Below are 3,465 nucleotides of genomic sequence, written 5' to 3' on the forward strand. Positions count from 1 at the left end.
GCGCCTGAGCCCTTTGCCCCATCTGCATCGGGAGTGACGTTCGAATTGCGGTACGATGACGGGAGGAAGCGCAAGGAAGTCGTCGACATCACGGACAGCCAGATCGTCGTCCGCTTGCCTGCGGCGCGCTTACCGCGGGTTCAGGTTCGCTAGTGTTGCCGATTATCGGGTGCGATCGGCTCTTATGGCCTCTGTTCCACGCGGCTTCCGAGGCGTACGATCATCGCCGCAAATCCCGCGCACCTCGGCGCACGTATTTCGCTCTGAATTCAAGGAAATTCAGCTATTTTCGCCGTTCTGGCGGAACAAAATACGGATCATGGGGCTGTAAGCCCCCCAATTCTGGCTGGCTACCGTTACAACCGGGGCCCATGGAATTTGCCTTTGCTGATTGCGCCCGTCGAATTTCCGGCTGAAGGCTCTGTCTTATGCCTGCCGCAACCGCTTAGCTGCCCAGCGACCCAATGAAAGCAATCCGTTAGGTTTCTGCTGCGACATCGTGAAGCCAGTATTGACCTTCGTGTAGTGGAAAAACGTACCGGTCTTCCGCGTTTTGTGGCGGCTTTCTGGGAAAAGCTTCATGCTGAAGAGCACAGCAGCGTTCAGGTGCGGTGTGTCCTCGCAGGGCATTCTTGATGTCGAGATGAACCTTCATGTGAAGCTCTGTGCCGGTTGGGGTCTATCTCCGAGCGACCTTGAACGAACCCCTCCGGCAAGTGAGACGCTGGCCTACACACGCTACGTGCTGGACGCCGGAATGCGTGGCGATCTGCTGGCACTCAAGGTGGCACGTGCCCCCTGCGTGATTGGGTACGCGGAGATCGCAACGCGGCTCGCCTCGCGACCCGACGCGGACGCTGCGGCTAACCCCTATCGCTGCGGATTCCGACGAAGTCGCCCGGGTGTACCGATTTGAAGTCGCCCTGGGATTCCGAGACGATGTCGCCGACCTCTCCGATTTGATCTCGCCCGGGGGCGATGCGTTCTGGCCGGTTGGTTCTCTGGCATCAGTCAAGCCGCGTGGTCAATCTGGAATCGCGGCTTGAATCTGTTTTTTCTTCTGTTGCGTCGTCTCGATGGCCACAACCAGTTGCCAAAACTCGTTGTTGGCGTGACATTCAACGACGGGACCGAGTCATCGCGAAGCCGACCGACCGTCAGCCCGTAACCGCCGCCGCCTGACCGGCCCGGCTGTCACCAAAATTGGCGATGGCTCTTGTATAAGCTCTGACGGTCAACGCATCATCGTAGGGGATCAAGATGGATCGTTAACGTTGATGAGCTCCGGCGGCGACTACCTCATGCGGTGGAAGCGCCCCGCTTCTATCATCTCGTTACAATGGAATCCGTGGAACGATCTGGTCGCGGTCGGAACTGATCGCGGCGACATTGCGCTGATCGCGGCCAACTCTCCTAACGACTCCCCTCGGTTCGAGAGAGTCGTCGGAACCGAACCGATTTCGGCGATCGCCTGGAGTCCGGACGGAAGAAGCCTTGCGAGTACGTGTTATGGGAGAGATATTTGCCTATTCCGGCTACGAGCGGAAAACGGTGAGAACAGGCTCGAACTCGCTTTTCGCATGGTTGGCGTTCAGTCCGGCCGGAACCAAGCTTGCCGCTTTGGGCGCCGATAATCGCATCTACATATGGACGTTTGCGGACGGTAACGCGTCGCGTTTCCTCACATTCTCCCTTCCCGATCAAGTCAATAACGGTCGTACGAACCGAACGGGCTGGATTGCCTGGGTGTCCGAAGGGCTTCTTGCTGTCGCTCTCGGTTCCAACACTGTCGAACTCATTCGCCTTGAGCCGTGAGCACCATCAGAACTCTGTACGTCGCGCAAGGTCCAGAGCTTATGACCATGCTCTACAAGGCGGATTCAAGCGGTCGTCGCAACACCTGAACGAAGGAGGTTGCGATGTGCATTCGAAAGCGACGATCACACCGTTCTGGACGAGCACCGTTGGCGTCACCGGGACGGCCGCCAGTAGCGGGGCGATCTGAACTCCAGCGATTCTGGTTGGGGATCGCGCAGGGAATGACCAGCGAGGATGCTGCATTAGCGGCTGGTATGTCGCAGCCTGTCGGAACCAGATTGTTCCGACAGGCAGGCGGCATGGCACCAGCGATGTTCAGATCTTCAACCCAGCCGCGGTCCGGGCGGTACCTCTCGTTTGCGGAACGTGAGGAGATCGCACTTCTTCGCGTTCAGGGCCTTTCGAGACGCGAGATCGGACGCCGACTTGGCCGATCCGCCTCGACCATCTCCCGTGAGCTACGACGCAATGCCGCGACGCGCAGCGGAGGCCTGGAGTATCGTGCATCGACAGCCCAATGGCACGCCGAGCGATCGGCCCGTCGGCCCAAACCGACCAAGCTTGCGCTCAACACAACGTTGCGCACTTATGTGGAGCAGCGACTGGCCGGCGTGGTCATGACCCCGAGTGGCGCTGCCGTTCCTGGTCCCGCCGTTCCGTGGAAGGGCCGCCGGCATGGCCCGCGAAAGGATCGGCGATGGGCCAGGGCTTGGAGCCCGGAGCAGATTGCCCGACGCTTGCCGATCGACTTCCCGGACGACAAGACGATGCGCATCAGCCACGAAGCCATCTATCAAGCTCTCTTCGTTCAGGGTCGGGGAGCGCTACGCCGCGAACTGTCGGCCTGCTTGCGAACGGGGCGCGTGTTGCGGGTCCCCAGGGCGCGCGTACGCAGGCGAGGCAAGAGCTTTGTCTCGCCGGAGATCATGATCAGTCAACGCCCCGCCGAAGCGGCCGATCGCGCGGTGCCGGGCCACTGGGAGGGAGACCTCATCCTTGGTCTTGGCAGCTCGGCGATCGGCACGCTGGTTGAGCGGACAACACGCTTCACGATGTTGCTGCATCTTCCCCGGCTTGCGGGGCATGGCGAAGCTCCACGCATGAAGAATGGCCCTGCTCTCGCGGGACACGGAGCTGAAGCCGTGCGCGACGCGATTACGCGCACCATCATCACCTTGCCCGAAGAGATGCGTCGTTCGCTGACCTGGGATCAGGGAGCCGAAATGGCTCAGCACGATCGTCTCAAGATCGACGCGGGTGTCCAAGTCTACTTCTGCGATCCGCAAAGCCCCTGGCAGCGTGGCACCAACGAGAACACCAATGGGCTGCTGCGTCAGTACTTCCCGAAAGGCACCGACCTGAGCGTCCACAGCGCCGACGAGATCGCCGCCGTGGCCGCGGCCCTCAATGCTCGACCGAGAAAAACTTTGGGTTGGAAAACGCCAGCAGAGGCGCTTGACGAGTTGCTGTCATGAGTGAACACAATCGGTGTTGCAACGGTTGCGAAGCCAACCCCATCACCTTCAGCCGCGAACACCACGCCCGCCATGACCGATGATACGATTCTGCCATTCTCGTTTCCAGCCGTTCACGCCAAGGAAGTCACAGCTGCCTTCGATGGTGGGCGCCTGACCTCGAATGGGGGCG

General features: G+C 60.4%; 2 protein-coding genes and 1 pseudogene. All 3 read left to right on the forward strand.

From position 1 onward, the window contains the following. Window positions 1–628: 628 nt before the first annotated feature. Window positions 629–877 (forward strand): annotated as a pseudogene (locus tag QCM77_RS45415) (thiaminase II/PqqC family protein); the annotation flags it as partial. A gap of 424 nt (window positions 878–1,301) precedes the next feature. Further along, window positions 1,302–1,634 carry a WD40 domain-containing protein gene (locus QCM77_RS45420; RefSeq protein WP_462804419.1) on the forward strand — a complete coding sequence of 111 codons (333 nt, stop codon included), beginning with the start codon at window positions 1,302–1,304 and terminating at the stop codon, window positions 1,632–1,634. 285 nt (window positions 1,635–1,919) lie between these two features. Further along, window positions 1,920–3,293: an IS30 family transposase gene (locus QCM77_RS45425; protein WP_280097075.1), complete on the forward strand. Its 1,374-nt coding sequence runs from the start codon at window positions 1,920–1,922 to the stop codon at window positions 3,291–3,293. Window positions 3,294–3,465 lie beyond the last annotated feature (172 nt).

It is taken from the genome of Bradyrhizobium nivariense (assembly GCF_029846695.2).
In the GTDB taxonomy this organism is placed as follows: Bacteria; Pseudomonadota; Alphaproteobacteria; order Rhizobiales; family Xanthobacteraceae; genus Bradyrhizobium.